Here is a 26286-nt window from a genome sequence, read left to right as displayed (position 1 = left end):
AAGTGGCGTCACGATCGGGCCATCGGCAGCAGCATCTTCTTTTCGATCCGTCCCGCCACCGAAAACACCAGGATGTAAGTTTCCCTGCCGATCCTGCTGCCATCCATCAATCGGACGATATCATCGACACCGCCGACAGGGCTGCCGTCGATGGCGAGGATATAATCGCCCTCCTGCAGTCCGCCTTTTGCCGCCGGGCCCTCCGGCTCGACGCGGCGGATGCGAACCGAGGTCGTCTGCACCGTGCCCGCCGCAAGCGCCACCCGGCGCGGCAGCACGATCGTGTCACCTGAAATGCCGATGAAGGCACGCCTGACCTGGCCGTAGCGGAGAATCTCCGAAACGACGAAATTGGCCGTATTCGATGCCACGGCAAAGGCGATGCTCTGCGCGCCCTGGATCACCGCGGTATTGACGCCGATGACCTCCCCGCCCGAAGACACCAGCGGCCCGCCGGAGTTGCCGGGATTGAGGGCCGCATCGGTCTGGATGACGTCCTCCATCAGCCGGCCGCTGGCTGCCCGCATCGACCGCCCGAGCGCCGAGACGATACCGGCAGTAACCGTCCATTCGAAGCCGAGCGGGTTTCCGATCGCGATGGCGATGTGGCCCCTGCGCAGGCGCTGGGAATCTCCGAGCTTCGCCCAGGCGCCGGTACTCGTATTGGCACGAATGAGGGCGATATCCGTATCGACATCGCGGCCGAGCACCCGGCCCTCGGTGACGAAGCCATCGGGCGTGGTGATGCGAACGACCTTGGCATCGTCAACGACATGACTGTTGGTGATGATCAGGCCGTCGGGCGAGACGGCGAAGCCCGACCCGTGCCCCTGCCGGCCACCCACCCTCTCGATCCGGCTGACGGCTGGCCCGACGATGTCGACTGCTGCTGCGATCGATTGCGAATAGGCATCGATCAGCGCCCCGTCATTCTGAGGCGCTATGTTCTTGTCCATATAACCCATGATGTGATCCTCAAGCAGCGGTAACGATCGTCCCGCCGCCGGCGAAGCGGTCGCGGTTGCGACGGTTCGCCATTGTGCTGTTGTATGAGGATTAGATGGTTGGGCCTCGATCCGCGTTCAAGTGAGCGCCAGCCGCGGGGCAGCCATGCGGGCGTCGGGGGACGTGCCGTCGTGCGACCGGTGTGCCCTTATCGTCGGGCGACCGGTGTGCCCTCATCGTCGGGGGCTACGGCATCCTCCAAGGTCCTCATCCTGGGACGCGCAGGCCGCGGCGCGAAGAAGCCTCTTCCAATATAAAATTCTGTTATGTCAATTGAATACAAAGAACAGCTTGATGACGAGATCAACATATTCCAACCTGGTCCCGGGTAGTCTTGCCTATGGCCTTGTCAATTCCGCCGGCAACGGCGCAAATTTCTGCCCGCATTCATCCAATCCAACCCAACCAACGGAGCCAAAGATGAGCACAGTCACCACCAAGGACGGCGTCGAGATCTTCTACAAGGATTGGGGGCCGAAGACCGCCCAGCCGATCATGTTCCATCATGGCTGGCCGCTGTGCTCCGACGATTGGGATGCCCAGATGCTGTTCTTCCTTGAGAAGGGCTATCGCGTCGTTGCCCATGACCGTCGAGGCCACGGCCGCTCCACCCAGGTCGGCGACGGTCACGACATGGATCACTACGCCGCCGATGCCGCAGCCGTCGTCGAACATCTCGATCTCAGGAATGCCGTCCATATCGGCCACTCTACCGGCGGCGGCGAAGCGACCCATTATGTCGCCCGCCATGGCCAGCCTCAGGGCCGCGTCGCCAAGCTCGTCATCATCGGCGCCGTGCCGCCCATCATGGTGAAAACGGATGCCAATCCCGGCGGCTTGCCGATCGAGGTCTTCGACGATCTGCGCAGGCAGCTCGCCGCCAATCGTTCGCAATTCTATCACGACCTGCCGGCCGGCCCGTTCTACAGCTTCAACCGGCCGGGTGCGAAAGTGTCGGAGCCGGTCATCAACAATTGGTGGCGCCAGGGCATGATCGGCGGCGCCAAGGCGCATTACGACGGCATCAAGGCCTTTTCGGAAACCGACTTCACCGAAGACCTGAAGATCATCACCGTGCCGACCTTCGTCATGCACGGCGACGACGACCAGATCGTGCCGATCGCCGACTCCGCCCTGCTCTCGGCCAAGCTGCTGCAGAATGCCACGTTGAAGGTCTACGAGAAATTCCCGCACGGCATGTGCACCACCCATGCCGACATCATCAATCCCGACATCCTGGCCTTCATCAAAGGCTGATCTCTGATGGTGCCGGGCGCCCATGAGGGCGCCCGGCTGCCATGATGGCTTTCACGCCGGGCCACGCCGATCGATTGACGGCCAGTTACGCATTTTCCCATGAAACCGTTTTCGCCGATTTGCGTTTAGCGGCCATGAAAAGAGAACGTGAACCCTCATCAAAGGCTTACCGGCAGGATCGTTTCGAAAACACCGAGCGAGCCGCCAAGGAAACCATCGAGGCGGAGCAGCGGGCTCGCCGGGAGAAAACCAAGCGGCTGAAAGAGCTGCGCCTGTCGCAGCAAAGCGGCAAGGCACCCGCAACCGAGTAGATCTCGCGCTCGCACCATCCGTTGAGCCGACGCGCCGATCGGTCCGTCTCCACGCCCTGACGCCCTCGCCTGCGTCTTACGGCGTGCGCCCCGAATTGTTTTGAATTTCGGACCTTCGCCCATCTTGCGGAGCAAAGATCGCGAAATTATCTTTTTTTTTTACTCGATAGCGATTCACGGCATCCAAAAAGGGCAGATTGCGATGTCAGACAAGCTGTTCAGCACGCGTGACGAACCGCTCGCCTCCGAAGATCTGGATGTGTGCAGGCGTGTCCACGAAGCCCTCTGTAGCGGGCTCAATATCGACAGATCAAGCGAGGCAGCCGACCGTCTTGGCGCGCTCATCATCGAACTCTATCGCCAAGGGGTGCATGACGAAAGCCAGCTTCGATTGCTGGCCGGCGGAAGGGGAGCCTGACAGCGCCAGACGTCAAGCTAGTCGCGACCTCCCCTTCCCTCTGCGGGGTGAAAGATGCGTTTTCCTGGATCGTCCCGGACTTGGTTTTGATCTGCGGACGCAGTCGCGGTTTTTGCTCAGCTTGGGATGAAGCTTCGAGAAATGACGCGGCGGCTAGTGTGTCACTCTTTGGGAAGCGTCACCATGACGCTCAGGTAATTTTGTTGAATAGAAGGGTATCCGCGGTGGGTGAGGATTTTCGAGTTCGTGTGCTCACAATATTTGGCATACTGGTCGGGGCGCTCTCAACCGCAGCTATCGCCGTTTTGACTCAGCCTTTCGAAGTGGCTCCGATCGCCAAATGGCTCTTTATACTGGTCGGCGCCCCAGCGCTCGCGCTTCTCATCCATATGGGCGTTGGTAAATTATACTTCTCGGCGAAAGGCGAAGGGCCCTTTGGTCCGCCACGGCCCAAATCGCGAATTCCAAAATACCACGAGCCAAAGCGCATATTTCCTTGGGTCCCTTACACAAACCTATTTACCGTCTTTATGACGTTTTGCGTCTTGCTTATGTCCGGCATCCGCTAGGGCATGTGACGGGAAGCCCTCCAGTAAACCCCACCGAACTCTCCTGGCATTCGATCGTCGCGATGTGGCCGAACAGCCCTGCTGCGTTAGCGCCGACGCACATATTTCCTCCCGTCCATCTCAAAGTGAAACCTATTTCCTTCCCCTGCGTTACCCACTCGATGGATTAGTTGACCCAAGGTGAGTGAAATGAACAGATTCGCCATCATTGCCCTGTCGATAGCGACGGCCTTCTCCGGAACGCCGGCCTCGGCAGGTCCGGTTTTCGTGCCGAGCCCGGTGCAGTCGGCGCCTCAAAACACTGACGCCCGCGTCATGACCATCGGCTGTAACAACTTCACGAACTGCCCGGGTCAGTTCAACAATGGTCGCAAGTGGTATCGCAACCGCCACCACTATCGCGACGGGCGCTACTACCGCGACGACCGCTATGGCTGGGATCGCCGCTACGATCGCCGGTATCGCCGATATGACAATCGATATGACAATACCGGCGCCATCATCGGCGGCCTGGCAGCCGGCGCCCTCCTCGGCGGCATCATCGCTTCGCAGCCGCGCACGAGTGGCTATAGTTCGCATGCCGACTATTGCTATAGCCGCTACCGGTCCTACCGCGCCTATGACAACACCTACCAGCCGAATTACGGCCCGCGCCGCCAGTGCCGCTAGTCCGGTCCATCTATCAGAACAAGCCTCGCAATGAAGATGCGGGGCTTTATTGATGGCCGAAAGCCCGTTGCGCGGCTTGCCAGGGACATCGTTAGGCTGTTCTGATAATCGTCGCAGTCTAATGGCAATGTCCAGCGCAACGGTCCTCCAACACCGACTCCCTCGCTGCCCTCTCCACTCTCACCTCACGCCGGCCAGCAAATCGCCTTGCTCCCTATCGCCCACACTCTATATATATGTGAAAAGCACGATAGGTTAGCAGATACGCACATACATAATCCCTCCTCATGCCAAAATGAAACTTAATCCCTTCCCCTGCGTTATCCCCTCGATACATCCATTGACCCAAGGTGAGTGAAATGAACAAATTCGGCATCATTGCTCTGTCGATAGCGACGGCTTTCTCCGGAATGCCGGCCTCGGCAGGCCCGGCTTTTGTGCCGAGCTTGGTGCAATCGGCGCAGCCGGCGCCTCAAAATACCGATGCCCGGATCATGACCGTCGCCTGCAACCCATACTCCATCGTCTGCTCGGGCGACGGCGATAACCGCAGATCCTACCGCAACCGTGACCGCGATAACGATGGCGACCGGGACCGGCGCAGCTACCGCGACCGCCGCTACGACCGTGATGACCGTTATGGCTGGAATCGCCGCGATGATCGCTGGGATCGCCGCTATGATCGGCGGTATCGCCGCCACGACAACAGCGGCGCCATCATCGGCGGCCTGGCAGCCGGCGCCCTCCTCGGCGGCATCATCGCTTCGCAGCCGCGCACGAGCGGCTATAGTTCGCATGCCGAGTATTGCTATAGCCGCTACCGGTCCTACCGCGCCTATGACAATACCTACCAGCCGAATTACGGCCCGCGCCGCCAGTGCCGCTAGTCCGGTCTATCCATCAGAACAAGCCTCGCATGAAGATGCGGGGCTTTTTTGATGGCCGAAATCCCGTTGTACGGCTTCCAATTGCCGGTCGGTCGTGCTTGCCTGCGCGGCCAAGCTTGATTGGTTAGGCGATAGGAACCTAAAGCATGTCGCGCAAAAGTGTGGTTTTGCGACAACGACATGCGTCGGATTAAAAGGCTAAAGCGTCAGGAGCGAATCTGAAAGATCGCGACGCGCTTTAGGTGCGACATGCCATCTGGAGATACAGCGAAGCACGCCGTCGTCCTGCTACGGCCGGATCTGGAAAACCTGTCGGGCTTCGAAGCGGCGCTCGCCGCCGGTTGGTCTCCCCATCCGCGCCGCGCGGGCGACGAAGCCTATGTTCGCGGCGAGCTCCAGCGGCTGCGCCACGACAGATCAAGCTTTCTCGACGATCTCATTGCTGATGGCAGCCGGCGCGCCGAATCCGGACCGCGGCCGCTGATCACCCGTCTGTTCTGGATCTGGGATGGCGAATTCTGCGGCAGCATCAGCCTGCGCTTTCAAGCCGGCACCGAGGAACTGCCACCCGACGTATCGGGCCATGTCGGATATTCCGTCGTGCCGTGGAAACAGCGCAACGGCCACGCGACGACCGCCCTCACCCTTCTGCTGGCCGTCGCAGCAAAGGAAGGCCTCGACCGCCTCACCATCCTCTGCAACGAGGACAATGACGCCTCGCGGCGCGTGATCGAGCGCAATGGCGGCGAATTGTTCACGCGCGGCCCCCATTCCTCCGACAGGGCCGATCAGATCAAACTGTATTTCTGGCTGAAGCCCGGAACCGCCAGCTGACATGAAATGCACAACGGATTTCCAGACGGACGGAGCACAAGCCTTGCCCGCCTATGCTCCGTCCGTCCCATCAGCCTGGGGCGGGCTGAGTGCTGGTCGCGGCGGCTGTCGGCGCCGCCGCGCATTGTCTCAGTAGGTCGCGGCCGGTTTCGGCTTCTTCTCGGTCCATTGCGGCGGGGCGCCGTATTTGGCGGCGACCGCCCCCATCAATCCGGGCGGCCGGCCGAAGGCGTCGCAGGCGGCGTATTTCGGTTTGCCGCCGAGCCAGGATTTCATCCGTTGCCCCGATGGCAGCGAGATATCCAATCCCTTCGGCTCCTTGCCTTTGATCAGCATCCGGGAAAACTCGCCGCTGAATTTCGAAGCCAGGCTATAGGCGTCGCCGACCTCGGAAACGCGAGGGTTGTTCTGCAGCGAGTTTGCCCCGCGCGACCAAACGATCGCGGCCCGCTGCACGCCACCGCTGTCGACAGCTTCCGCCTCGACCGCCAGTCCGCCGAGGCCCGCCGGCAGCCGCGGCACGCCGACGGGCAGCACGAAACCGGTGCCGACGGTCACGACCGTCGAAACACCCGCCATCGCCTTGTTGGTCGGCACGATGTCGGTGACGACGGAGCGGACCGTCAGATCCGCCGGCTGGCCGGCAGAGACCAGTTGATATTTGTCGCTGAGCGAAATGCAGAGCGCCCGGTCCAGCGCATTCGCCACCATCGTCCGGTCGGCGCCCGATTTGACGCGGGTCGCAGCGCTGAAGGCGAAGGTCGTCGGCACGATGCTCACCGTCTTTGCCGGGGCAAGGCGCGTCCCATCGACATAGACGCGCGATTTCGACAGCTTCCCCTTCGGCGCGCCGAGATTGCCGTAGGAGGAGAGCGTGCCTGCCTCTTTCAGTGGCACCGAGCTGCACCCGGTCGCGGCCATGGCGAGCGCCAGCGGCAGAGCGAGGGACAAGCCTCTCGAGGCCTGCGGGAAGAAAAATAGGAATGGATTGCTGCGCACGCTGTCTGGCCTCCGTCGCCGATGAACTCAGGCGAAAGTGGCGTCCAAGAATTGCCGCAACATTACATCGTCTCCGGCAGCATGGGCTGCCGGAAGAGCCGGTCTATCCGAGCTGGATCGTCACCTCGGTGCCGGCGGAACTGCTTTCGATGCTGACCTCGCCGCCATGGTTCAAGCAGATCTGCTTGACGAGGCTGAGGCCGAGCCCTGCCCCCCTGCTCTTCGGGGTGACGCGGTAGAAAGGTTCGAACACCAGCTCGCGGTGCTCGGCCGGGATGCCGGGCCCCTCGTCGGCGACGCTGATCCGTCCACGGCCGGCAGCCGAGACCGAAACGGTGATCATGCCGCTCCCGCCGCCATGGTCGATGGCGTTGCGCACGAGGTTGCTGACGGCCCGCGGCAGCGCCGAAGGGCTCCCTTTGCATTTCAGGCTCTCGACCTCGCTCTGAAACGAAATCTGATAGCCGGCGCCGATCGCCAGCGGCGCAAGATCGGCCACGACGCTGCGGCCGATTTCGACCAGATCGACGATCTCATGGAGATCGGTCGCCTGGTCGTTGCGCTCGAAATCGAGTAATTGTTCCGCCGTCTCGGCCAAACGCGCGACGTCGTCGAGCAACCGCCTGCGGTCCTGCCCCTCGGCCGTTCCATCGATCCGGGTCTGCATGATCGCGATCGGCGTCCTCAGTTCATGCGCCGCATCGATCAGGAAGTGTTGCCGTTTGCGGAACTCGTTTTCCAGTCGGTCGAGCGCCTCGTTGAAGGCGATCACCAGCGGAGCGACTTCCCTCGGAATGCCGTCCAGAGGCAGGCGAGCATCGTAGCGGCGAGGTTCAATCTCCGACGCCTTGCGGGCAACCTCGCTGACGCTGGCCAGGCCGCGCCTGACGATTCTGGGAACGGCGAGAAAAACCGCGGGCAAGGCAATGGCGAATAGCGGCACGTAGATCGGATAAACAGCGCCCATAAGAGTAAGAACGGGCCAGCCCTTGTCGGCGACGCCGCCAAACAGCACCCGTAGCTCGCCGATCGCGGTCCCCACGCTTTCGACCGAGGCGATCTCGTCCGTACCGGCCGATCCCCTGATATCAGCCCCTTCGAACAGATAGGTCAGGTGCGCAAGCTCACCGTAGGCTGCAGGGATGGTTCCGTAGGACACGAAAGAACCGTTCGTCGTCGCCGCAACATACCAAAGCCCGTCATACTGCTGCTTGAGCGCGTCCAACTCCGGTGTATCTCTTATTTCAAGCCGCCCTTCGACATCGAGCGCAACGGCCGGGGCCAACGCGGCGGTGATATGGTCCTCCAGCGCAACGTTCGGAGAAAGGATCGTCGCGCCGTAGAAGCAGAGCCCGATAACCACAGCCGTCACCACACCGACGAAGACGAGGCTGAGCTGCCAGCTGAGCCGCCACCAGAGCGACGGATTGGTGTTTCCCGCCCCTCCCATCATTCTTCCTTCATCAGATATCCGACACCGCGGATATTGTGGATCGAAACCTCGGCTCCTGCGTCGGAAAGCCGTTTGCGAAGCCGCGATATGTGGGCATCGAGGGCGTTCGACTGAATTTCCTCTTCATAATTGTAGACCGCCGCCTCCAGCGTCGAGCGGAGCACGGTCTTCTCCTTACGCCTTGCGAGTGCGGCCAGCACCAGAAGTTCTCGCCGGGGCAGATCGAGCGGCGTATCGCCGACCGTGACGCTCAGATGCAGCGGATCGATCACCATGCGCCCAGCCGCGATCTTGAGATCGGACAGGTTCGGCGGCCGGCGCAGCACGGCGCGCAGCCGCGCCATCAGCTCCTCGACCAGAAACGGCTTGCCGAGGTAGTCGTCGGCACCGAGATCGAGGCCTTCCACCCGTTCCTTCGGCTCGTTCAGCGCCGTCAGCACGATGATCGGCGTCTCCTTCCCCGTCCGCCTCAACTCCGGAATGAAGCGCAACCCTTCGCCATCCGGCAGGCGCCGGTCGAGCAGGATCGCATCGTAGAGGTTCTGCCGCGTCAGCTCGACCGCGTCGGCCAGATGCATCGTGTGGTCGGTGACGATCCCGTGTTTGCCGAGCGCCGCCGACAGCGCCTCGGCCAGCTCCCTCTCGTCTTCTATCAACAGTATTCGCATCGCTCGTCCATTGTCTCGCTCACCCCTCTCTCCGCCACAAGGGTTGCGGCAGCATTGCGGAGCTTGCAAGGCAGCCGGTCATGCTGCTGCAATTGTTGAAGTCCAGCACAAAGAATATTCGCGGCAGCTGGAGATCAAGATGATCCGACCTATCCTACGTCTCCTGACGAGACACTTCCTTTCCGCCTTCCTCCTCGCCGCGCTGCTCGCAGCGCCCCTCGTGATACTGCACACGCTTCACGAAAAGGCAGCCTTCGAGAGCGGTCTCCTGATGGAGGTGCGATGAGCGTGCGAGCGAGCGAACCTCAGGCGGTCTCGCTGCCTGCCATGCAATAGGCCGAGAACGCCTGAAGATAGGCTTGCACCCTGGAACGGTTCTCCGCGGTTTCGACGGTCCTGAGCACATCGGCCGGCTCCAGTTTCATCAGAGGAAGCCGGAGGAAAATATCGCCGGCGAACCGGTCGGTGATGGTCGCAAGGATCGTGCGAAGACCGGCCAGCATGTCGTCGCCGCGATGCGATGCGTGCAGCAGCGCGATCGGCTTATGGACGATCTCATCTCCCGATACCAGCCAGTCGATCGCATTCTTCAGCCCGCCGGGGATGGATCGCACATATTCCGGGCTGGCAATGATCACCCCGTCGCTCTGAGCGATCGCCTCGATGAAATCCCGCACCGCCACCGGCAGAAATTCCCCCTCGAGATCGGGCGAAAATACCGGCAAACCTCCCACGCCATCGAAGATCGCAATTTCGATCTCATCTGGCGCAACGGCGCGCACCGCCCGCAGCATTGATGTATTGGTGGAATTGCGCCGGGCGCTGCCGGATATGGCGAGAATCTTCATGGCCCCTAACAGGAATCGATTGATCATGGCTGTCAACGCAAAAGGCTAGGATCGATTGAGTAACGCCAAAAAAGCGACTTTTGCTTGAACTAGCCAAGCCTCGCGTTAGCCTGAGTACCGCTGCCGAATCGGCGGGAATTACCCTCGAGGAAATACACATGACGGCTTTGATCGAGGCACGGGGCGTCAGCAAACGCTTCCGGCAGCACAAGAGATTTCCGGGCCTGCTGGGCGCCCTGAAGACGTTGGTGACCAACGAATATACCGAAATTCTGGCCGTTTCCGACATTGGTTTCGACATCACGGCAGGCGAGGCCGTTGGTTATCTCGGCCCCAATGGCGCCGGCAAATCCACGATGATCAAAATGATGACCGGCATTCTGGTGCCGAGTGCCGGCACGCTCTCGGTGCTCGGACGCACGCCGCATCTCAAGCGGATGGACAATGCGCGCGAGATCGGAGTTGTTTTTGGCCAGCGCAGCCAGCTGTGGTGGGATCTGCCGCTGGTCGACAGTTTTACCTTGCACCAGCGCATCTATGATATCCCAGCCGCCCGCTACGCGGACAATCTCCGGCGATTCAGCGAATTGCTCGATCTCACGCCCTTTCTCGACCGCGCGGTGCGCCAGCTCAGCCTCGGCCAGCGCATGCGCGCCGAGATCGTCATGTCGCTGCTGCACGATCCCAAAATCCTTTTTCTCGACGAACCCACAATCGGGCTTGATGTGGTCGCCAAGGATGCGGTGCGGCGCTTCCTCGCCGAGATCAACCGCGAGCGCGGCGTCACCATCATTCTCACCACCCATGACCTTCAGGATATCGAAACCATCTGCCCGCGGCTGATCATGGTCGATCATAGCAGGCTCATCTTCGACGGCGAGTTGAGGAGCCTGCGTGCGGCATTGGGCTCTGCCCGGCGGCTGACGCTTGAATTTGCCAGCGACCCTGGACCGCTGCCGTTGCGCACCGCGGCCCTCGTCAGCGACGAGGGCCTGCGCAAGAACTATCTCATCGAGCGTGAAGACATCTCGCTGGTCGCAATCCTGTCGGAGGTCGGCAGCGGGCGCGGCCTCAAGGACGTGGCGCTGCATGAGCCCGACATCGAAGAGGTCATCCGCACCTTCTACCAGCGCCGCAACGCCGACCAGCGTAGCAATGCCAAGGCCCGGGCATCATGAGCGCCTATTTCGCCTTTGCGCGCAGTTCGTTCCATTCGCAACTCGCCTACCGCAACGAAGTATGGGCCAACATCTTCGGCAAACTCGTGCAGGTCTTTGCTCGTGTCGCCATCTGGCAGGCGGCCTATGCCGGCGTCGGCGCAATCGTGGTCGAGGGGGTCTCCCTGCAGCAGATGGTGACCTATGCCCTGCTCGGCGGCGCCGTGATGGGCGCAACCCGCCCAGAAAGGATCATCGGCGAGATCGGCCGGTCGCTCAAAACAGGCGATGTCGCGATCTGGTTACTCAAGCCCTTGTCCTATCCTCTCTATCTCTTCGCCAACGAATGCGGCAGCTTTCTCTACCGCCTGGCAACGCAGGTCATCCCGACCGTCGCCTTCACCGCCTTGTTTTACGGCATGCTGCCGCCCGTAAGCCCGTTCCATGCCGTGATGTTCATCGCCTTCTGGGCGCTGTCCTTCGCGCTGCTGTTCCTGATATCAGCGCTTTTCGGCCTCGTCGCTTTCTGGCTGATGACGAGCTTCTCGCTGGACTGGATCCTGGGCGCCCTGCTGCAACTGTTCTCAGGCGTGCTGGTGCCCTTCTGGTTCTTCCCCGAACCTCTGGCCACGATTGCCCGCCACCTGCCCTTTGCCTGGATCGTCTATTACCCCAATGCCGTCTATCTCGGCAGGCTTTCCACGCCCGAGATCTGGCTTCATCTCGGCTTGGGGCTCGGCTGGGCCGCCTTGTTCCTCGCCGGCGTCCTTTGGCTGTGGCGCTGCGCCTCCAGCCGTATCACCGTGCAGGGAGGTTGATCATGCTGATGCATCACCTGCGCGTCCTGCCGCTGCTGGTGCGGATGCACGTCCGCTCCAAGATGGAATATCGCGGCGCTTTCTGGCTCGACCGTCTTGCGCAGATACTCTCCTATGGCAGCGTCTTCGCCACCATCGGAATCCTGCTTGCCCGCTTCGACACGCTCGGCGGCTGGACCTGGCCGGAGCTTGCACTGTTGTTCAGCTTCCAACTGCTGGCCTATTCGCTCGGCGCTGCGATGAGCTTCGTGCAGTTGCGCGAACTCGAAGAACTGGTGCGGCTCGGCACTTACGACACGCTGCTGGTAAAACCTTTCAGCCCTTGGGCCTATCTGGTCTTTTCCGGCCTCAATATCGGCTATGCCGGTCACATCATCCTCGCAGCGGCGCTGATGGCCTGGGCAGTACTGTCGGTCGACTTCGTTTGGTCGGTCTGGTCCGCGTCATTCTTCATTGCTGCGCTTGTCAGCGCAACGCTGCTGACGGGTGCGCTCATCACCATGATCGGCGCCACCGCGCTGATCTGGGTGCGGTCCAACCATTTGTTCTCGATCTTCTTCGGCTTTTGGGAGTTGACCCGCTACCCGCTCAATATTTTTCCTGGCGGCATACAGCTCATCCTCATAACCGCAGTCCCGCTGGCCCTCACCAGTTCCGTTCCCGTCGGCGCCCTGCTCGGCAAGCCCATCCCGATCCTCGGGGGCTGGGCCGAGCCGGTGTCGCTTGTGGCCGGGCCGATCTGGGTCTTGCTGGCAATCGCTCACTGGCGGTACGCCACCGGCAAATATCAGGGTGCCGGCGGCTGATCGGGCCTGCCGGCGTCAGGACGCCTGCGCCGACGATCTCGCGCGGACCTCGAGGAATGCCGCCGTCAGCTTCGCCAGCACCGGTGAGGTGCAGGTGCCATTGGCGCCGCCGATCGGATCGACGATATGGATCTGCCGGAGATCCTCCATGAACGCGTCCCAAAGCGGCGGTCCGCCTTCTTCAAGAAGCTGCGCGCGGATGCTCAGTTCCTCGCTCACCGGCAGATGGCGGCGTCCCCAGGCGCCGATCATCGCGAAGACGGGCACGAGCTGGATCGCCGGCTCCGTCAGGCTGTAGATTGCTTTCTGGCTGTGGCTCGGATCGTCCCGCTTGCTGATGAATCCGAGCGAGAGCAGACGCTTCAACCGGGCGGCCAGTATGTTGGAGGCGATCCCCTCCTCCGAATGGGTCAGAAGCTCGCGGAAATGACGGCGGTTGCCAAACATGATGTCCCTGATGATGATGAGGCTCCACCGATCGCCCAGCACTTCCATCGTCAGGTTGATCGGGCAGCCCGACCGCAGTTCGATATCCACCAATTCTCTCCTTCGAAAAACTGGTTGCAATATAGGATCACTTATGCAACAAAGCAACCAGTTTCAAACAGCAATCAGATGGAGGAAAGCATGACCAAAGTGCGTGTCGCAGCGTTTTCCCTTTCCGTGGATGGTTTCGGCGCCGGGCCGGAGCAGAGCCTGAGCGATCCGCTGGGCAAGCGGGGAACGGAACTGTTTGAATGGTTTTTCCGCACCCGCACCTTCCGCGCGATGATCGGAAAGGACGGCGGTTCTGAAGGCGTCGATGAAAATTATGCTGCCCGCGGCATGGCCGATTTCGGCGCCTTCATTCTCGGGCGCAACATGTTCGGCCCCATCCGCGGCGATTGGCCGGATGACGCCTGGAAAGGCTGGTGGGGGCCGAACCCGCCTTATCACGCGCCGACCTTTATCCTGACGCATCATCCCCGCGAACCCATCGTCATGGAGGGCGGCACGACGTTTCACTTCGTCACCGCCGGCATCGAGGAAGCGCTTGCCAAGGCGAAGGCCGCGGCTGGCGGCAAGGATGTGAAAATCGGCGGCGGCGTCAGCACAGTCCGCCAATATCTGCAGGCCGGCCTGATCGACGAATTGCATTTCGCCATCTCGCCGGTCGTGCTCGGCAAGGGCGAAGCGATGTTCACCGGCATCGACCTCCCGGCGCTGGGCTTCCGCGTCGCCGAGCATGTGACGACCGAACACGCCACCCATATCGTGATGGCAAAATAAACGAGCCGAAACCATCCTGGCAGGCGCCGCTCTGACGGTCGCCTGCCTGAATCGTTCCCAGGTCCGAGACCAAACCGTGTTAAGAAAGCTGTGGCATTGCTCCCGAATGAGCGTAAAATAAAGGGCATCGGCCCATCGGACATCGGCGAGACCGCTTGAGAGATCATACGTGCTCTTGCCATTTCATGGAGGGCACGGAAATGCTCCTGTCACTCATTTCCCTTAACGATGATGAAATCATCACTGTCACCGATGCTGTTCGGCAATGGTGCTGCGAGAGGAAACTAGACATCGACAGCATCGAAGGACACCGCGCCATCACCGTCGCCGTCGATCTCATCCAGATGAACAGCGACCGCAACAGGCTTTTTACCGAGCTGTCGAAGCAGCTGGATCACCGGTAGGATTATCGATCCATCGAACCCGTCCCGGAGAGATGCAAGGAGCAACGCTGCGACGGGTCTCGAAGCGCGAGGCGGGCGCACAGCTCGATCGAATTTGCTTAGCTAAAGACGTTTTTCAAAGAACGTGTCAGGGTACGGGTCGTCGTTGAAACGGTCGATCTCGTTCCAGCCGGTTCCGCGATAAAGCTGTGTTGCCTCAGGCAGCGCACTATTCGTATCCAGACGCAGGATCTTGACGGACAGCTCGCGGGCGATGGTCTCGGCAGCCGTCATCAGGTGTTTTGCCAGCCCGAGGCCACGCGCGGAGGGGGCGACCCAGAGTCTTTTGATCTCCGCGACTTCGCCGCCACTGCCCTTCAATCCGACACAGCCGATCGGCAGGCCATCTGAGATGGCCACCAGGAACGCGCCGTGCGGGCGGATCATATCCTTGGCGTCGGGATCGCGAGAAAGCGAGACATCGAAACCCTTCTCGAAGCGGCGTGCAAGTTCGCCGTAATATTCACTCAGACAATATCTGGCGTCCTCGTGCCGAGGATCTTGCTCCTCGAGAATGATGTGGTCACGCCTGAGCGAGGAAGCGACGATATCCATGGCGCGCAGGAGCTCTTCCGGGCGGCGATGGCGTGCCAGAAAAGACTGAGCCTGCGTGTTGGAAAGCGCTTCATAAGCCCGAAACTCGGAACGGCCGCTTTCGGTCAGCCGGACAATACGGCGGCGCGCATCCTCCGAGTTCGCGACCGTCTCGATGAGCCCCTCCTCTTCCAGACTGCGCAGCAGTCGGCTCATCAGACCCGAGTCGAGACCGAGATAATCGCGGATCATCGCAACGTCCGATTGGCCCTTGCCGATCGCATTGAGAACGCGAGCTGCGCCCAAAGGGCGGCCACGTCCGAGGAAAGAGGTATCGAGAGCGCCGACTTCCGAGGTGACGGCACGGTTGAAGCGACGGACACGAGAGACAGGATCGAAAGCCATATTATCTGACTTAAGTCAGGTAATTGATCATGTCAATTCTGCGCACTCAAAGAGCAGATTTTCCGGCCGGTCGCCGGCTGACGGCCACCTTGCGCAACACCATCGTCTCACCTATGGCCGCGCCGCCCGCCACAACGACCATATTCACATCCAGGTCGAATGATCCTCTCGCCGACCCGTCAAGAATGCCGGCGCGCCGTATAGATCGCCGTCGTCATATTGCGTTCGACGTGTCGGCCGAACCTGGATGCGGCGATGTCTTCCAGGGCATCGAGCAGTGCGCCACGCTCCACCGGCGGCAGTGCAGTCACGTTGGAAAAAGTCGCGTAAAGCCTGCGAACGGCTGGCGGATCAAGCGTCAGCGTCCACAGGAGAAATTGCGGCGAGTCGGCAGTGAAGCCAGTGGCGGCCAGTTCCCCGACACGGGCCTCGGCGTCCAGCCCGTGAGGCAGCCGTTCGGCATCGCCGCTCGACGGGCTGGACGCGCTATTCGCGAAGAGATGAAGGGTTTCGTCGTGGAAGGCATCCGGCCGGCCGGCATCGCCAAAGACATTCCACCACAGGGCGATGGCTCCGCCCGGCCGAAGCAGATCATGGATTTTTTTCAGCGAATTGATCGGGTCAAGCCAATGGAAGGCCGTCGCAGCGGCGATGAGATCGAAGAAGGCAGGCTCGAGATCCGCGGTCTCGAAAGGAGCCGTCACGATATCAAGACGCGCGTCGTCGATCGAAGCGCGAAGGTAGTCCGCAAGCCGGCCATCAGGCTCGACGGCAACGAGCCTGCGCGGCCGGTGGCCGAGCAACGTCCTCGTCGCCAACCCTGAACCGGCGCCGATCTCCAATATGTCGATGCCGGCCTTGAGACCGGCGCGCTCGCGCAAGGCCGTCCATGTCGCTTGCGGATAAGGCGGCCGCCCGCGGTGATAATTGGCAGGATCATTCCCAAACGCTTCGCGGCCAACCGACGGTCGAGCTTTGCCGTTTCCATCGCGGACTCCATCTACAGCGTCCTTTGAATTATGCGGCAGCCAGGCTATCAAACGGGGTGGGTATCGTCATAGGCACGTTGTGCCGCAAAAATGGCATCCATATTCTTCTCGGCCCAGTGGGCAAGAGCGGAAACGGTATCCGTCAGGGTGTGCCCCAGCGGCGTCAGCGCATATTCGACGGTCACCGGCACGGTCGGAAAGATGGTGCGAGAGATCAGCCCGTTGCGCTCCAGCTTCCGCAGCGTCTGGGCCAGAACCTTCTGCGATATACCCTTGATATCGCGGCGGATGTGGTTGAAACGCACCGGCCCGCCTTCCAGCCGGTCGAGAATGAGCAGCGCCCATTTGTCCGCCAGCCGGTCCAGCACCAGCCGCGTCGGACAGCGGTCCTCATAGACGTTGTAGGCCTGTTGCATCGCCGTCATCTGCTTTTCCCTTCCCGAAGCGGTTTCCCGGAGGAAACCAGGTGACAAAAAAGTGCTCTCTTTTCCAATCCGAATTTACCTGTATCTATCCAATGGTAAGATAGTTTCCAGTAGATACTAAGGAGAGTGACATGAGCAACAAGATTCTCGTTCTCGGCGCGACGGGCACCGTCGGCAAGCATGTGGTGGATGGGCTTCTGGCGAAGGGCGAGGCTGTCAAGGCCGCTTCCCGCACGGGCAAGCCCGTGGCGGGCGCCGAGGGCGTCGTCTTCGACCATGGCAAGCCGGAAACCCATGGCCCGGCCTTCGAGGGCGTCGACCGCGCCCATGTGCTTCTGCCTTCCGGCTATGTCGATGCCAAGGGTCTGCTGCTGCCCATCATCGAAGCGGCGGCCAGCCGCAAGGTAAAGGTCGTGTTCCAGAGCGTTTTCGGCGTCGACGCCGACGACTCCATCCCCTATCGCCAGGTCGAGATCGCCCTGGAGAAATCAGGAACACCCTACGTCATCCTGCGTCCGAACTGGTTCGCCGACAATTTTCATACCTTCTGGAAGGCCGGCATCGACCATGGCCAGATCGCGCTTCCGGCGGCCGAGGGCAAGTCGAGCTTCATCGACGCCCGCGACATCGCGGCAAGCGCCGTGGCCGCCCTCACCTCCTCAGCCTTCGACGGCAGGGCGTTCAACCTGACTGGGCCGGAAGCCCTGTCCTACGCTGAGGCCGCCGTCATCCTTTCCGACGTCATCGGCAAGCCCGTTGCTTACAACGCCATCACGGACGAAGCCTTCGTCGGCATTCTCACCGGCGCTGGCGTGCCGGCCGACTATGCGAGCTTCCTCGCTTCGATCTTCTATCCGGTTCGCCAGGGCTGGACCGCCGCCGTGACCGGCGATGTCGAGACGCTGACGGGCAAGGTGCCGCGTTCGCTGAAGACTTACGCGGCAGATTATGCCGCGGCACTGAAGGCATAATTGCAAACAAAGTCGCAGACGGCGGTGTCCGCCGTCTGCCCTCCATGCAATGATAAAAGGAAGTCCGGCAATCGCCGCAGCAGCCGCCCCAGGCGATATCCCCCAGGGAGCCATGCCATGCGTCCAGCCATCGCGATCCTCTTCCTGGTCGAAACCTGTCTTTATGCCGTTGCCTCGCTCACCCATGCCGGGCTCATCCTCGAAGGCCACGAACACCGGCAGGCGATGATTGCCGAAGCGGTGATATCGGTCGCCCTTCTCCTCGGCCTGATCTCGCTCAGCCTTGAAAGACCGTGGAACCGCACGGCTGCGATCTCGGCCCAGTCCTTCGCCCTCCTCGGCACTCTCGTCGGCGCCTTCACCATCGCCGTCGGCGTCGGCCCGCAAACCAGGCTCGATTACGTCACCCATGCCGTAATGATCCTGCTCCTGGTCACAGGCCTCATCTGGCTGGCAAGGAAGCGGAACGCCCCGGGATAAGGATCGAGCCACGACGCCTATCGCAACGGCAGTTCGTAACTCCGCTTCAGCGTTTCCATCGGCACGTCGGTCTTGACGCTGAGGACGCTCGGGATGCGCGTCAGGTGATCGGCCTGGAAACGCCAGTAGCTGTGCAGATCGGTGGTGACGATCCGAAGCACGGCGTCGCATTCCCCCGTGGTCAGGTAGCATTCCATCACCTCGGGAAACCGCCTGACGGCTTCTCCGAAACGGAGCGTCACCTCGGCGTCCTGGGTCTTGAACCACACGCGGGCAAAAACCGTCAGCCCCGCCCCGACCTTTGCAGGGTCCAGCACGGCGACGTAGCGATCGATGATCCCGGCCTCTTCCAGCAGCCGCACGCGACGCAGGCACGGCGAAGGCGACAGCCCCACCTCCCTCGCCAGATCGACGTTCGAAATACGCCCGTCGCGCTGAAGCACGCGCAGGATATGGCGATCGATCGGGTCCAACGTTCCTGGCATTTCATAGCTCCAACTATTCTCTGAATGGCAGAATATGCCAAACTTTTGCAATTTTGAAGAAGCTTTGAAAGCTCATTGCGTACGAACTGGCCTATCGTTCTTCTCGTTAAATCGGAGATGGACTGATGGTGAAAAAGATAGAGAAAATCGTGCTCGCTTATTCGGGCGGGCTGGATACCTCGATCATTCTCAAATGGTTGCAGGAGGTCTATGAGTGCGAGGTCGTGACGTTCACGGCAGATCTCGGCCAGGGCGAGGAACTCGAGCCGGCGCGAGCCAAGGCTGCGATGTCAGGGGTCAAGGACATCCGCATCGTCGATCTGCGTGAGGAGTTCGTCCGCGATTTCGTCTTTCCGATGCTGCGGGCCAACACGCTCTATGAGGGGCAGTATCTGCTCGGCAGTTCCATCGCCCGGCCACTGATCGCCAAGCATCTGGTCGGCATAGCCCGAGAAGTCGGCGCGGATGCCGTTGCCCACGGTGCGACAGGCAAGGGCAATGACCAGGTCCGGTTCGAACTGGCGGTCAATGCGCTCGATCCGTCGCTTAAGGTCATTGCTCCCTGGCGCCAATGGAACATCCGCTCCCGCACCCAGCTTCTGGAATATGCCGAGAATCATCAGATCCCGGTGCCAAGCGACAAGCGCGGCGAAGCGCCATTCTCGACCGACGCCAATCTGCTGCACACCTCGACCGAAGGCAAGATTCTCGAAGATCCGGCGCAAGTCGCGCCCGATTATATCTATCAGCGCACAGTCGACCCCGTCGATGCTCCCGACGTCCCCGAGATCATCACCATCGGTTTCGAAGCAGGGGATCCGGTTTCCCTGAACGGCGCGGCGATGACACCGGCCGCATTGCTGAGCGAACTCAACGGACTGGGCGGCCGGCATGGCGTCGGGCGGCTCGATCTCGTCGAAAACCGCTTCATCGGCATGAAGTCGAGAGGAATATACGAGACGCCGGGAGGCACGATCCTGCTTTCAGCGCATCGCGGCATTGAATCGATCACGCTCGATCGCGCCGCCGCGCATCTGAAGGATGAGATCATGCCCCGCTACGCCGAGCTGATCTATAACGGCTTCTGGTTCGCGCCCGAGCGGGAAATGCTGCAGGCCCTGATCGACCGGAGCCAGGCCTTCGTCAGCGGCGAAGTGGCAATAAGGCTTTACAAGGGAAGCGCCTCGGTCATCTCCCGCGCCTCCCCCTGCTCACTGTATTCCGCCGATCTCGTCACCTTCGAGGAGAGCGCCGTCGCCTACGATCACCATGATGCCGAAGGCTTCATCAGGCTCAATGGCTTGCGGCTCAGGAGCTGGGCAGCCCGCAACGGCAGATAACCGCTCGATCTTACGTCAGCCAGATGGGCCGATAGGTCAATGCCACATTGACGGTACCTTCCCCCCGGCGGGCCGAAGCAGTCAAAACCACGGAGAAGCGAGGAACCCAATTTCAAACGATCTAAAAACAGCAGCTCGAAAATTAATCGATTTTAATTTTATCATTAAAATTTTCTTGTTGCATCGCAAAAGAATTTAGACATTATTTTTTGTGGATGCTCAGTTTATTCGTTGGAGAACTCGCATGACTGTGACATTTCCGCTGACCGAAAAGCGCGACCCAGAGACATTGCTGAAACACTTGACGTTGCACAAGCTAAGCGTTCCGGGAAACTGCGTCGTGTCGCTCAAGGCCAACGTCGCCCACGTCTCATCCTCCCATACGACTGCGCTCGGCACCGCCCGTACCGCCTGGTAGGGGATCGGGGCGGCATTCTCCAGCTCCCTCATCCTGAGGTGCGATCCGTAGGATCGCCTCGAAGGACACACGCAACGCCGCTTCTTGCCTGTAGGACGCCTGCGGTACCGATCCCCATGTCAGGGGAAATATGAACATTCCCCGAGACATCGAAAGCGGCAATCGAGCTGACCTCAGCCGTCGTAGACGACAGCAATCTTGTTCCCAGCCGGGTCACGCATGTAAGCGGAATACCAGTTCGGCCCATAATGCGGACGTAGACCAGGTGCGCCCTCATCCGTTCCCCCATTGCTCATCGCAGCTTCGTAGAATGCATCCACCTCGGCGCGGGACTTGGCCATGAAACCGACCATCGAACCGTTTCCGGCGCTTGCCGGCTCACCGTCGAAAGGCTTGCAGATCCACAGAATGAAACCTTCGCCTTTCCCGCCTTCGGAATAGGCTCGCCATCCGGGAAATTCCTTATGTTTGCTCCATCCGATCGTTGCCAGAGCGGCATCGTAAAAGGCGTTCGATTTGGCGAAATCCATTGCGCCGAGAGTTGCGTAAACGCTCATGACCTTCCCTTCCCTGCTGCAGGCTCACGCAGAATTCATATCGCGCGCACACGAACATAACAAGAACAATTACGAGCAGTTTCGCGAAGGATCATCGCAGCAGACGGTGATTGCCGTGTCTGCAAAAATTCCTATTCTGCGCATTGCCGATGACGATGAAATCTCGGTGTAACCCCATGACTGCGACGGGAAATTTGGATCACCATGATGACTTTGGACCGCCCTGATCTCAGCGATATCCACCGTGGCGACTGGGTGGATCGCCGTTTGCCGGCCGCATGGCGGCCATATACGCGGTTGGCGCGGCTGGATCGCCCGGTTGGGATATGGCTGACATTTTTCCCGTGCTGGGCCGCCCTTATTCAGGCATCGAACGGCCTCCCGGACCTCGGGCAATTGGCGATCTTTTCTCTCGGCGCTCTTCTGATGAGAAGCGCCGGTTCCACGATCAACGACATTGCCGATCGGAAGTTTGACGGCCATGTCGAGCGGACCCGCTTTCGGCCCTTGGCAAGCGGAGAGATTGCCACGCTGCCGGCCTTTGTTTTCCTGGCCGTTGAACTCGCACTGGCGGCTTTGCTTCTGTTCTTCCTGACGCCTTACACACGCCTCATTGCGATATGTGTGCTGCCGCTCGTCTTCGTCTATCCGCTCTGCAAACGTTTCACCCACTGGCCGCAGGCCGTCCTGGGTGCATCGTTCAACTGGGGAATGCTGATGGCATGGGCCGAGGCTGCGGGCCACATCCCGGTTGGTGCCATGCTCATGTGGGCCGGCGCCATCGCCTGGCAGATCGGCTATGATACCGTCTATGCCTATGTCGATCTGAAGGACGACACCCGTCTCGGCCTGAAATCGACGGCAATCCTGTTCGGCCGGCATGGCAAGATCTTGATCGGCCTGTTCTATGCCTTGGCGGTCGGCGCGTGGTCGCTCGGGGGCTGGCTGTTGGAAATGTCACCGCCTTATGCGATCGGAATGCTGGTGATCGCTGTCCATCTTGGCTGGCAGACCCGGCGGATCGACCTTGCCCGCCCGGACGTGAATTATCGCTTGTTCCTGGCGAATATCCTGACGGGAGTGCTGCTCGCCTGCACGGCGTTTTCAGGCACATGGTAAGCAGCTCGAGGACGTTAGCACCGATGACCTACTTCAAACATGGCGTGCTCGCCGCGGTCGTGACGCTGGCGGCAACGATGACATCCCTCCATCAGGCGTATGCGCAACCATGCGAGCAGCAAACCTTCGAAGAAGCAAAATATGTCATCTGCACGCTGGAACCGGGCAAAGCCGATCTGCGATTGTTCTGGAAGAATGACGATGGCGCGCCATACCGCGCTTTTTCAAGCCTTGCCGAAGCTGTTCGCGCCGAGGGGCGAACCCTGGTTTTCGCCGTCAATGCCGGGATGTATCGGGCCGATTTTTCGCCGATGGGACTTTATGTCGAGAACAGCAGGGAATTGAACTCCGCCAATACGACGCCAGCCGAAAGCTCCGCCGGTCAGGTGCCGAATTTCTACAAGAAGCCGAACGGCGTGTTCTTTCTGAGTGAAGCAGGCGCCGGGATACTCCCGACCGCTGAATTTCTGAAGCGTCGGCCCAAGGTGCGGTTCGCCACCCAGTCCGGCCCGATGCTTGTTATCGCCGACAAGCTGAACCCGATCTTCATCGTCGGCTCGACGGACCGAACCCGCCGCAGCGGTGTCGGAGCCTGCGAGCGCGGCACGGTTCGTTTCGCGATCAGCAAAGACGGGGTGAATTTCCACGATTTCGCACGGCTCTTCCGCGACCATCTGAAATGCCCGGACGCCTTGTTTCTCGATGGCGGACGAGGGGTCGGACTTTACAATCCGGACATGGGCTACAACGACTGGTCCTGGCACGGCGGCTACGGCCCTATCTTCGGGCTTGTCGAGTAACGCAAGGAAAAGCCGGCTTCTACCTGGCTGGCCGAGGATCCTGTCAGTCGATCGTTCACTGCCGGTCCGATGCCTGTTGCATGATGTCCAGGATGACGCGCCTTTCAAAAACCGCCTGCTTCGCATAGGCTCCCGAACTTCAAAATTGGAAGGGCCGGATGGAATATATCGATTCACTCGCATTGCTCATCAGCGTCTATGTCGTCTCCCTCGTCAGCCCCGGACCGAATTTCATCATCGTCACCAACACCAGCATGACGGTATCGCGCGCGGCCGGCCTCTTTGCCGGTCTCGGGCTTGCGATCGCATCCCTGACCTGGGCCGTCATGGCGATGGCTGGCCTCGGCTTTCTGCTGACCCATTTCGATTGGCTGCATATGACGTTGCAGGTGGTCGGCGCGCTGTATCTGATCTGGCTGGGCCTGAAGATGATCCGCGGCGCGGCCAAGCCCTTGAAGACGACCGGACCGACTGAGGTCACATGGCGCTCCGCCATGCGCCGTGCTTACGTCGTCAGCATGACCAATCCGAAATCAGTGGCTTTCTTCGGAAGCATCTTTGCGCTTGTCATCCCGGCACATGCGCCTGTCTGGCTCTATTGCGTCATCGCCCTGACCTGCTTCCTGCTCTCGGCTCTCTGGTATTGCGGCCTGGCCTTTTTCTTCTCGAACCCGCGCGTTTCCGCCAGCTTCCTGCGGTTCAAGGCCGGCATCGAGCGTGTGATGGGCGCCGCCCTCATCCTGATCGGCGGCCGCCTGCTCTGGGCTCGCTGACCTCATTCCGGCATGCGGGAGGGCCGGCCACTCGGTCAGGCAGCAGGCGAGGCCGCCAAGGGTTCGTCGATCTCTTCGGGAATGAAGCCGCCGGTCTGGCGTTTCCATAGGCGGGCAAACAGGCCGTCCCGTTCGACCAGTTCATCCGGCCTGCCCTCCTCCACGATGCGCCCGTGATCGAGCACGACGATCCGGTCCATCCTGGCAATGGTCGACAGTCGATGGGCGATGGCGATCACCGTCTTTCCCTCCATGACGAGATTCAGCCTTTCCTGGATGGCGGCTTCGGATTCGCTGTCGAGGGCGGAAGTCGCCTCGTCGAGCACCAGGATCGGCGCGTCCTTCAGGAGAACGCGGGCGATGGCCACGCGCTGGCGCTGGCCGCCGGAAAGTTTGATGCCGCGGTCGCCGACGAAGGCATCATAGCCCCTGCGGCCTTCGCCATCGGAAAGATCGGCTATGAAGGCATCGGCGCTGGCCATCTTCGCCACCCTCTCGATCTCGTCCGTCGTCGCCTCCGGCCGGCCGTAACGGATATTGTCGCCGACCGAACGATGCAGCAGCGCGACGTCCTGCGCGATGACGCCGATGGCGCGGCGAAGGCTTGCCTGCGTGACCGTGCGGATGTCCTGCCCGTCGATCAGGGTCGCGCCGTCGGCGATGTCGTAGAAGCGTAAGAGCAGGCTCACCAGCGTCGTCTTGCCGGCCCCGGAGAGGCCGACGAGCCCCACCTTTTCGCCGGCACGAACCGTCAGCGACAGGTCATCGATAACAGGCTTGCCGGAGGTGTAGGCGAAACGGATATGCTCGAAACAGATCTCCCCACGGCTGACCGTCAATTCGGTCGCATCCGGCCGGTCGGTGATGGTGGGTGGTGTCGTCATGACCGGCATGGCATCCTTGATCGTGCCAAGCGCGCGGAAGATCTGCTGTCCCATTTGCAGGAAGGTGAAAGACCCGGCCGAAAGGCGCTGGAGGATGTACACCGTTGCAACGAAATCGCCCACGGTCAGAAATCGGTCAAACAGACCCCAGAAACCAATGCTGAGCATGACGAGCCAGAGCACCATGTTGAGGCTGATGACGACGAGTTCCGTTGTCCGGTAGATGCGCTGTTCGTGGTGAAGCGTGTCGACGCCCTTGGACATGGTCTTTCTCAGCGCACCCGCCTCGCTATCTTCTGCTGCGAACTGCTTGACCATCTGGATGTTGCCGTAGATGTCCGTCAGGGCACCGGAGATGAGGCTGTTCTGCTTTGCCGAGCGGCGGGCGCGCTCCGTAAAATCCGGAACGACCTTGATCGTGAAGAGCACGTTGAAGGCAACCCAGACGACGACCGGCAGCGCAAGCTGCCAGGAGAGCGCGAGCAGAAGAACCACCGACCCGATGATCTGAAGCAGAAAGCGGGGGGCCGTCTGGAACGCGATCACGATCTGTTGCTGAACGGCATTGGCGACCTGACCGAGCCTTGATGCGACCTGACCGGCGAAAAGATCATGGAAGAAGGCGAGATCCTGCCGCTCGACGGCCTTGTGTCCCTGCCATTGAATTGCAACGGGCAGGCTGATGCCGATCGTGTGCGAGTTGAGAATATTGGTGATATAGAAAAGAATGGGCATCACCGGAAAAAGCAGAAAGGCAAGGACTGCCAGCAGCCCGAACTTGCTGTCGACGAAGAGTTCGACACCCTGCGTCGTCACTCCGTCGACAATGACCGAAAGCCCCCAGATGATCGTAAGATTGATTGCTTCGATGGCCATCGAGCTCGCCGCCATAGCGATGATGACGCCTCGAAACATCGCGATGAAGTGCAAAAGAACCGCCACAGGTCCCTTCGTGGGCAGCGGCCGGTAGGGGATATCGAGCGGCCGGATCAAGGTTTCGAAGGGACGATAGATCGCATCTGAAATCGACATGGGCCACTCGGATCAAAAAATCGGGAGGAGGCGTGGACTCAGCTACGCTGGGTCGCAGAAAATCATCTTCCGGCCGTGATCTCAATTAGAGATTTCAGAAAACGCCCGATGCAAAAGGTATCGTGAAAGCCGTTTCAGGAGCACGTGGCGCCTGAAAGCGCCAATTGCGGTCATCGCGTAATTGCGGCAGGATGCCGTCGTTGAACAAGGAGCAGGATTGAACCGGCGATCATGCTGACGGGCTCATGTCATTGCGGCAAGGCGACCTGGACACTCGAAGGTGATCCCGGCTCGATCACCGCGTGCAACTGTACGCTCTGCCGGCGCTACGGCACGTTGTGGGCCTATGATTACGAAGGAGAGCGTATCGCTCTGACTGGAGAGACCGCCTCCTACACCCGCGCCGACAGGGACGAGCCGTCTCTCGAAATATTATTCTGCCCATCCTGCGCCTGTGTCTTGAGCTGGCGCGGCCTGCGGCTTCGAAAGGATGGCCGCCGGCGCATGGCCGTCAACATGCGGCTTGCGCCGGCCGATCTCGTTCAGGACCTGCCGATCGATCATTTCGACGGCCTGGACACGTTTGAAGACCTTCCGTCCAAAGGGCGCTGCGTGCGCGACCTCTGGTTCTGACTGCTTGCCACGTTTCGACCTCCGGCCGAT

33 protein-coding genes are annotated in these 26286 nt (G+C 60.7%); 21 read left to right on the top strand and 12 right to left on the bottom strand.

The window, feature by feature from the left end:
• Positions 1–8 precede the first annotated feature (8 nt).
• Positions 9–965, bottom strand: coding sequence for a S1C family serine protease (locus tag EEQ99_RS09775; RefSeq protein WP_029733162.1), 957 nt, complete (start codon positions 963–965; stop codon positions 9–11).
• Between the two features lie 460 nt (positions 966–1425).
• Between EEQ99_RS09775 and EEQ99_RS09770 the strand changes: the two genes are divergently transcribed.
• The 6 genes from EEQ99_RS09770 (at position 1426) to EEQ99_RS09745 (ending at position 5950) form a co-directional block, all read left to right on the top strand.
• Positions 1426–2262, top strand: coding sequence for an alpha/beta fold hydrolase (locus EEQ99_RS09770; protein ID WP_029733163.1), 837 nt, complete (start codon positions 1426–1428; stop codon positions 2260–2262).
• A gap of 41 nt (positions 2263–2303) precedes the next feature.
• A complete protein-coding gene (locus EEQ99_RS09765; protein ID WP_088930345.1) occupies positions 2304–2573 on the top strand; it encodes a hypothetical protein in 270 nt (89 codons plus the stop codon).
• A 202-nt stretch (positions 2574–2775) separates the two neighbouring features.
• Positions 2776–2991 (top strand): hypothetical protein, encoded by a 216-nt coding sequence (locus EEQ99_RS09760; protein WP_028756077.1) that lies wholly within the window; start codon positions 2776–2778, stop codon positions 2989–2991.
• 758 nt (positions 2992–3749) lie between these two features.
• A complete protein-coding gene (locus tag EEQ99_RS09755; protein WP_127430315.1) occupies positions 3750–4229 on the top strand; it encodes a BA14K family protein in 480 nt (159 codons plus the stop codon).
• A 359-nt stretch (positions 4230–4588) separates the two neighbouring features.
• Positions 4589–5116, top strand: a complete 528-nt coding sequence (locus EEQ99_RS09750) for a BA14K family protein (RefSeq protein WP_028756080.1) — start codon at positions 4589–4591, stop codon at positions 5114–5116.
• Positions 5117–5365: 249 nt separating this feature from the next.
• Positions 5366–5950 carry a GNAT family N-acetyltransferase gene (locus EEQ99_RS09745; protein WP_047610477.1) on the top strand — a complete coding sequence of 195 codons (585 nt, stop codon included), beginning with the start codon at positions 5366–5368 and terminating at the stop codon, positions 5948–5950.
• Between the two features lie 129 nt (positions 5951–6079).
• Here the strand turns inward: EEQ99_RS09745 and EEQ99_RS09740 are convergent, their stop codons facing one another.
• From EEQ99_RS09740 to EEQ99_RS09730, 3 genes are all read right to left on the bottom strand, one after another.
• Positions 6080–6949 (bottom strand): DUF3313 domain-containing protein, encoded by an 870-nt coding sequence (locus EEQ99_RS09740; RefSeq protein WP_127430314.1) that lies wholly within the window; start codon positions 6947–6949, stop codon positions 6080–6082.
• 103 nt (positions 6950–7052) lie between these two features.
• Positions 7053–8402: a sensor histidine kinase gene (locus EEQ99_RS09735; protein ID WP_373289031.1), complete on the bottom strand. Its 1350-nt coding sequence runs from the start codon at positions 8400–8402 to the stop codon at positions 7053–7055.
• Entirely contained in the window at positions 8399–9070 is a 672-nt protein-coding gene (locus EEQ99_RS09730; RefSeq protein WP_028756072.1) for a response regulator transcription factor, read from the bottom strand. The genes EEQ99_RS09735 and EEQ99_RS09730 overlap by 4 nt, the downstream gene beginning before the upstream one ends.
• Before the next feature lie 139 nt (positions 9071–9209).
• Between EEQ99_RS09730 and EEQ99_RS34530 the strand changes: the two genes are divergently transcribed.
• The gene (locus EEQ99_RS34530; RefSeq protein ID WP_164735916.1) at positions 9210–9356 is read left to right on the top strand and encodes a hypothetical protein; all 147 of its coding nucleotides are present in this window, start codon (positions 9210–9212) and stop codon (positions 9354–9356) included.
• A gap of 19 nt (positions 9357–9375) precedes the next feature.
• Here the strand turns inward: EEQ99_RS34530 and EEQ99_RS09725 are convergent, their stop codons facing one another.
• Positions 9376–9918, bottom strand: a complete 543-nt coding sequence (locus EEQ99_RS09725; protein WP_029733203.1) for an NADPH-dependent FMN reductase — start codon at positions 9916–9918, stop codon at positions 9376–9378.
• A gap of 158 nt (positions 9919–10076) precedes the next feature.
• Between EEQ99_RS09725 and EEQ99_RS09720 the strand changes: the two genes are divergently transcribed.
• The 3 genes from EEQ99_RS09720 to EEQ99_RS09710 are packed head-to-tail and all read left to right on the top strand — an operon-like array spanning position 10077 to position 12699.
• Complete coding sequence (locus EEQ99_RS09720) at positions 10077–11096, top strand: ABC transporter ATP-binding protein (RefSeq protein ID WP_127430313.1); 1020 nt, start codon at positions 10077–10079, stop codon at positions 11094–11096.
• Positions 11093–11893: an ABC transporter permease gene (locus EEQ99_RS09715; RefSeq protein ID WP_127430312.1), complete on the top strand. Its 801-nt coding sequence runs from the start codon at positions 11093–11095 to the stop codon at positions 11891–11893. Before EEQ99_RS09720 ends, EEQ99_RS09715 begins: the two co-directional genes overlap by 4 nt.
• A gap of 2 nt (positions 11894–11895) precedes the next feature.
• Positions 11896–12699: an ABC transporter permease gene (locus tag EEQ99_RS09710; protein ID WP_127430311.1), complete on the top strand. Its 804-nt coding sequence runs from the start codon at positions 11896–11898 to the stop codon at positions 12697–12699.
• Between the two features lie 15 nt (positions 12700–12714).
• On the opposite strand, the gene EEQ99_RS09705 is transcribed toward EEQ99_RS09710, so the two are convergent.
• Positions 12715–13236, bottom strand: a complete 522-nt coding sequence (locus EEQ99_RS09705; RefSeq protein WP_028827836.1) for a winged helix-turn-helix transcriptional regulator — start codon at positions 13234–13236, stop codon at positions 12715–12717.
• A gap of 90 nt (positions 13237–13326) precedes the next feature.
• Here EEQ99_RS09705 and EEQ99_RS09700 point away from each other — a divergent pair, with 90 nt between their 5' ends.
• Positions 13327–13968 (top strand): dihydrofolate reductase family protein, encoded by a 642-nt coding sequence (locus tag EEQ99_RS09700; RefSeq protein ID WP_127430310.1) that lies wholly within the window; start codon positions 13327–13329, stop codon positions 13966–13968.
• 200 nt (positions 13969–14168) lie between these two features.
• Positions 14169–14372, top strand: coding sequence for a hypothetical protein (locus tag EEQ99_RS09695; protein ID WP_029868413.1), 204 nt, complete (start codon positions 14169–14171; stop codon positions 14370–14372).
• A 102-nt stretch (positions 14373–14474) separates the two neighbouring features.
• On the opposite strand, the gene EEQ99_RS09690 is transcribed toward EEQ99_RS09695, so the two are convergent.
• The 3 genes from EEQ99_RS09690 to EEQ99_RS09680 all read right to left on the bottom strand — a co-directional run bounded on the left by EEQ99_RS09690 (position 14475) and on the right by EEQ99_RS09680 (position 16764).
• Positions 14475–15350 carry a bifunctional helix-turn-helix transcriptional regulator/GNAT family N-acetyltransferase gene (locus tag EEQ99_RS09690; RefSeq protein ID WP_029868412.1) on the bottom strand — a complete coding sequence of 292 codons (876 nt, stop codon included), beginning with the start codon at positions 15348–15350 and terminating at the stop codon, positions 14475–14477.
• 179 nt (positions 15351–15529) lie between these two features.
• Positions 15530–16231: a class I SAM-dependent methyltransferase gene (locus EEQ99_RS09685; RefSeq protein WP_244604779.1), complete on the bottom strand. Its 702-nt coding sequence runs from the start codon at positions 16229–16231 to the stop codon at positions 15530–15532.
• Positions 16232–16386: 155 nt separating this feature from the next.
• Positions 16387–16764 carry a winged helix-turn-helix transcriptional regulator gene (locus tag EEQ99_RS09680; protein WP_174824442.1) on the bottom strand — a complete coding sequence of 126 codons (378 nt, stop codon included), beginning with the start codon at positions 16762–16764 and terminating at the stop codon, positions 16387–16389.
• Between the two features lie 131 nt (positions 16765–16895).
• Here EEQ99_RS09680 and EEQ99_RS09675 point away from each other — a divergent pair, with 131 nt between their 5' ends.
• Positions 16896–17735: an SDR family oxidoreductase gene (locus EEQ99_RS09675; RefSeq protein WP_097542299.1), complete on the top strand. Its 840-nt coding sequence runs from the start codon at positions 16896–16898 to the stop codon at positions 17733–17735.
• Between the two features lie 117 nt (positions 17736–17852).
• Positions 17853–18215: a hypothetical protein gene (locus tag EEQ99_RS09670; protein ID WP_127430309.1), complete on the top strand. Its 363-nt coding sequence runs from the start codon at positions 17853–17855 to the stop codon at positions 18213–18215.
• Between the two features lie 17 nt (positions 18216–18232).
• On the opposite strand, the gene EEQ99_RS09665 is transcribed toward EEQ99_RS09670, so the two are convergent.
• On the bottom strand, positions 18233–18700 hold the full coding sequence (locus tag EEQ99_RS09665; RefSeq protein WP_047610502.1) for an Lrp/AsnC family transcriptional regulator: 468 nt from the start codon (positions 18698–18700) through the stop codon (positions 18233–18235).
• Between the two features lie 128 nt (positions 18701–18828).
• Between EEQ99_RS09665 and EEQ99_RS09660 the strand changes: the two genes are divergently transcribed.
• Both EEQ99_RS09660 and EEQ99_RS34525 read left to right on the top strand, forming a co-directional pair.
• Complete coding sequence (locus tag EEQ99_RS09660) at positions 18829–20040, top strand: argininosuccinate synthase (protein WP_097542386.1); 1212 nt, start codon at positions 18829–18831, stop codon at positions 20038–20040.
• A 244-nt stretch (positions 20041–20284) separates the two neighbouring features.
• The gene (locus tag EEQ99_RS34525) at positions 20285–20458 is read left to right on the top strand and encodes a hypothetical protein (protein WP_164735915.1); all 174 of its coding nucleotides are present in this window, start codon (positions 20285–20287) and stop codon (positions 20456–20458) included.
• 173 nt (positions 20459–20631) lie between these two features.
• On the opposite strand, the gene EEQ99_RS09655 is transcribed toward EEQ99_RS34525, so the two are convergent.
• Positions 20632–21015: a VOC family protein gene (locus tag EEQ99_RS09655; RefSeq protein WP_097542298.1), complete on the bottom strand. Its 384-nt coding sequence runs from the start codon at positions 21013–21015 to the stop codon at positions 20632–20634.
• Here EEQ99_RS09655 and EEQ99_RS34520 point away from each other — a divergent pair.
• From EEQ99_RS34520 to EEQ99_RS09640, 4 genes are all read left to right on the top strand, one after another.
• Positions 21014–21187, top strand: coding sequence for a hypothetical protein (locus tag EEQ99_RS34520; protein ID WP_164735914.1), 174 nt, complete (start codon positions 21014–21016; stop codon positions 21185–21187). The genes EEQ99_RS09655 and EEQ99_RS34520 overlap by 2 nt on opposite strands.
• Positions 21188–21219: 32 nt before the next feature.
• Positions 21220–22134 (top strand): 4-hydroxybenzoate octaprenyltransferase, encoded by a 915-nt coding sequence (gene ubiA / locus EEQ99_RS09650; protein ID WP_127430308.1) that lies wholly within the window; start codon positions 21220–21222, stop codon positions 22132–22134.
• 23 nt (positions 22135–22157) lie between these two features.
• Positions 22158–22934, top strand: a complete 777-nt coding sequence (locus tag EEQ99_RS09645; protein WP_127430307.1) for a phosphodiester glycosidase family protein — start codon at positions 22158–22160, stop codon at positions 22932–22934.
• 158 nt (positions 22935–23092) lie between these two features.
• Positions 23093–23707 carry a LysE family translocator gene (locus EEQ99_RS09640; RefSeq protein WP_028758944.1) on the top strand — a complete coding sequence of 205 codons (615 nt, stop codon included), beginning with the start codon at positions 23093–23095 and terminating at the stop codon, positions 23705–23707.
• Between the two features lie 35 nt (positions 23708–23742).
• Here EEQ99_RS09640 and EEQ99_RS09635 read toward each other — a convergent pair whose 3' ends face one another.
• Entirely contained in the window at positions 23743–25623 is a 1881-nt protein-coding gene (locus EEQ99_RS09635; RefSeq protein ID WP_097542295.1) for an ABC transporter ATP-binding protein, read from the bottom strand.
• 231 nt (positions 25624–25854) lie between these two features.
• Between EEQ99_RS09635 and EEQ99_RS09630 the strand changes: the two genes are divergently transcribed.
• Positions 25855–26256, top strand: a complete 402-nt coding sequence (locus EEQ99_RS09630) for a GFA family protein (protein WP_127430306.1) — start codon at positions 25855–25857, stop codon at positions 26254–26256.
• The last annotated feature ends 30 nt before the right edge of the window (positions 26257–26286 follow it).

It is taken from the genome of Rhizobium anhuiense (assembly GCF_003985145.1).
In the GTDB taxonomy this organism is placed as follows: Bacteria; Pseudomonadota; Alphaproteobacteria; order Rhizobiales; family Rhizobiaceae; genus Rhizobium; species Rhizobium anhuiense.
The sequence above is the reverse complement of the archived record's forward strand: the minus strand, read 5'-3'. Positions and strand labels throughout refer to the sequence as shown.

Bases quoted from the DNA above. Each gene is read 5' to 3' on its own strand.
- EEQ99_RS09775 (WP_029733162.1), bottom strand. From the start codon at position 965: ATGGGTTATATGGACAAGAACATAGCGCCTCAGAATGACGGGGCGCTG.
- EEQ99_RS09770 (WP_029733163.1), top strand. From the start codon at position 1,426: ATGAGCACAGTCACCACCAAGGACGGCGTCGAGATCTTCTACAAGGAT.
- EEQ99_RS09765 (WP_088930345.1), top strand. From the start codon at position 2,304: ATGATGGCTTTCACGCCGGGCCACGCCGATCGATTGACGGCCAGTTAC.
- EEQ99_RS09760 (WP_028756077.1), top strand. From the start codon at position 2,776: ATGTCAGACAAGCTGTTCAGCACGCGTGACGAACCGCTCGCCTCCGAA.
- EEQ99_RS09755 (WP_127430315.1), top strand. From the start codon at position 3,750: ATGAACAGATTCGCCATCATTGCCCTGTCGATAGCGACGGCCTTCTCC.
- EEQ99_RS09750 (WP_028756080.1), top strand. From the start codon at position 4,589: ATGAACAAATTCGGCATCATTGCTCTGTCGATAGCGACGGCTTTCTCC.
- EEQ99_RS09745 (WP_047610477.1), top strand. From the start codon at position 5,366: ATGCCATCTGGAGATACAGCGAAGCACGCCGTCGTCCTGCTACGGCCG.
- EEQ99_RS09735 (WP_373289031.1), bottom strand. From the start codon at position 8,402: ATGATGGGAGGGGCGGGAAACACCAATCCGTCGCTCTGGTGGCGGCTC.
- EEQ99_RS09730 (WP_028756072.1), bottom strand. From the start codon at position 9,070: ATGCGAATACTGTTGATAGAAGACGAGAGGGAGCTGGCCGAGGCGCTG.
- EEQ99_RS34530 (WP_164735916.1), top strand. From the start codon at position 9,210: ATGATCCGACCTATCCTACGTCTCCTGACGAGACACTTCCTTTCCGCC.
- EEQ99_RS09725 (WP_029733203.1), bottom strand. From the start codon at position 9,918: ATGAAGATTCTCGCCATATCCGGCAGCGCCCGGCGCAATTCCACCAAT.
- EEQ99_RS09720 (WP_127430313.1), top strand. From the start codon at position 10,077: ATGACGGCTTTGATCGAGGCACGGGGCGTCAGCAAACGCTTCCGGCAG.
- EEQ99_RS09715 (WP_127430312.1), top strand. From the start codon at position 11,093: ATGAGCGCCTATTTCGCCTTTGCGCGCAGTTCGTTCCATTCGCAACTC.
- EEQ99_RS09710 (WP_127430311.1), top strand. From the start codon at position 11,896: ATGCTGATGCATCACCTGCGCGTCCTGCCGCTGCTGGTGCGGATGCAC.
- EEQ99_RS09700 (WP_127430310.1), top strand. From the start codon at position 13,327: ATGACCAAAGTGCGTGTCGCAGCGTTTTCCCTTTCCGTGGATGGTTTC.
- EEQ99_RS09695 (WP_029868413.1), top strand. From the start codon at position 14,169: ATGCTCCTGTCACTCATTTCCCTTAACGATGATGAAATCATCACTGTC.
- EEQ99_RS09690 (WP_029868412.1), bottom strand. From the start codon at position 15,350: ATGGCTTTCGATCCTGTCTCTCGTGTCCGTCGCTTCAACCGTGCCGTC.
- EEQ99_RS09680 (WP_174824442.1), bottom strand. From the start codon at position 16,764: ATGACGGCGATGCAACAGGCCTACAACGTCTATGAGGACCGCTGTCCG.
- EEQ99_RS09675 (WP_097542299.1), top strand. From the start codon at position 16,896: ATGAGCAACAAGATTCTCGTTCTCGGCGCGACGGGCACCGTCGGCAAG.
- EEQ99_RS09670 (WP_127430309.1), top strand. From the start codon at position 17,853: ATGCGTCCAGCCATCGCGATCCTCTTCCTGGTCGAAACCTGTCTTTAT.
- EEQ99_RS09665 (WP_047610502.1), bottom strand. From the start codon at position 18,700: ATGCCAGGAACGTTGGACCCGATCGATCGCCATATCCTGCGCGTGCTT.
- EEQ99_RS34525 (WP_164735915.1), top strand. From the start codon at position 20,285: ATGACTGTGACATTTCCGCTGACCGAAAAGCGCGACCCAGAGACATTG.
- EEQ99_RS34520 (WP_164735914.1), top strand. From the start codon at position 21,014: ATGACCTTCCCTTCCCTGCTGCAGGCTCACGCAGAATTCATATCGCGC.
- EEQ99_RS09655 (WP_097542298.1), bottom strand. From the start codon at position 21,015: ATGAGCGTTTACGCAACTCTCGGCGCAATGGATTTCGCCAAATCGAAC.
- ubiA (WP_127430308.1), top strand. From the start codon at position 21,220: ATGATGACTTTGGACCGCCCTGATCTCAGCGATATCCACCGTGGCGAC.
- EEQ99_RS09645 (WP_127430307.1), top strand. From the start codon at position 22,158: ATGACCTACTTCAAACATGGCGTGCTCGCCGCGGTCGTGACGCTGGCG.
- EEQ99_RS09640 (WP_028758944.1), top strand. From the start codon at position 23,093: ATGGAATATATCGATTCACTCGCATTGCTCATCAGCGTCTATGTCGTC.
- EEQ99_RS09635 (WP_097542295.1), bottom strand. From the start codon at position 25,623: ATGTCGATTTCAGATGCGATCTATCGTCCCTTCGAAACCTTGATCCGG.
- EEQ99_RS09630 (WP_127430306.1), top strand. From the start codon at position 25,855: ATGCTGACGGGCTCATGTCATTGCGGCAAGGCGACCTGGACACTCGAA.